Below are 1,046 nucleotides of genomic sequence, written 5' to 3' on the forward strand. Positions count from 1 at the left end.
CGCCGGCCGCCGGCACCGGCACCAGCGCCGCCGCCCTCGCGGCCCGCACCCGGGGGCTGCGCAAGGTCTACCGGGGCACTGTCGCCGTGGACGGCGTCGACCTGGAGGTGCCGGAGGGCGCCGTGGTCGGCATGCTGGGCCCGAACGGCTCCGGCAAGACGACGACGATCCGCATGCTGCTCGGGCTCGTCCAGCCGACCGAGGGCGAGATCGAGCTGCTCGGGGCGCCCGTGCCGGGGGCGGCCGACCGCGTGCTCCCGCACGTCGGCGCCCTCGTGGAGAGCCCGGGGTTCCACCCGTTCCTGTCGGGCCGCGAGAACCTGCTGCGCTTCGCGGCGGCGGAGCCCTTCCTGTCCGGGCGGGCGGTGGACGGTGCGGTGTCGGCCGCCCTGGAGCGGGTCGGCCTCGCGGACGCCGCCCGGCGCAAGTACCGCGCCTACTCGCTCGGCATGAAGCAACGCCTGGGGCTCGCCTCGGCGCTGCTGGTGCCGCGTCGGCTGGTGGTGCTCGACGAGCCGACGAACGGTCTCGACCCGGCCGGCACGCAGGAGATCCGCCGGATCATCGCCGAGCTGCACGCCGGCGGCGTGACGGTGCTGGTGTCCTCGCACCTCCTGGCCGAGGTCGAGGCCACGTGTACCCACGTGGTCGTGCTCAACGAGGGCGTCGTCGTCGCGCAGGGCGCGCTGGACGACCTGCTGGAGTCCGGCAGCCCGGCGCTGCTCGTGTCCACGCCCGACGGCGCCCGCGCCGTGGACGTGCTGCGGGGCCGCCGCATCCCTGCCCGGCTCGCCCCGGACGGCGTCCGTGTGGACCTCGCGACGACGCCACCCGCCACGGTGATCGAGGTGCTGGTGGGTGCGGGCATCGGCGTGGACGAGGCCCGGCGGGAGCGCACCGGGCTGGAGGAGGTCTTCGCGCGGCTCACCCACGACGTCGGCGCCGGTGCCAGTGCCGGTGCCGGTGCCGGTGCCGGTGAGCACGCCGGTGAGCGAGCCGGCGCACGAGCCGGATCGGGGGCCGACCGATGACCGCCCCGGACCTCG

Annotated in this window: 1 protein-coding gene; it reads left to right on the forward strand. The window is 76.6% G+C overall.

Annotation, left to right across the window (positions count from 1 at the left end; all coding sequences use genetic code 11):
• Window positions 1–1,031: ABC transporter ATP-binding protein (locus PROKR_RS37915; RefSeq protein WP_084800683.1), on the forward strand; the 1,031-nt coding region annotated here is incomplete at its 5' end.
• Between the last annotated feature and the right edge of the window lie 15 nt (window positions 1,032–1,046).

Origin of the sequence: Promicromonospora kroppenstedtii DSM 19349, assembly GCF_000515355.1 — a bacterium.
In the GTDB taxonomy this organism is placed as follows: Bacteria; Actinomycetota; Actinomycetes; order Actinomycetales; family Cellulomonadaceae; genus Promicromonospora; species Promicromonospora kroppenstedtii.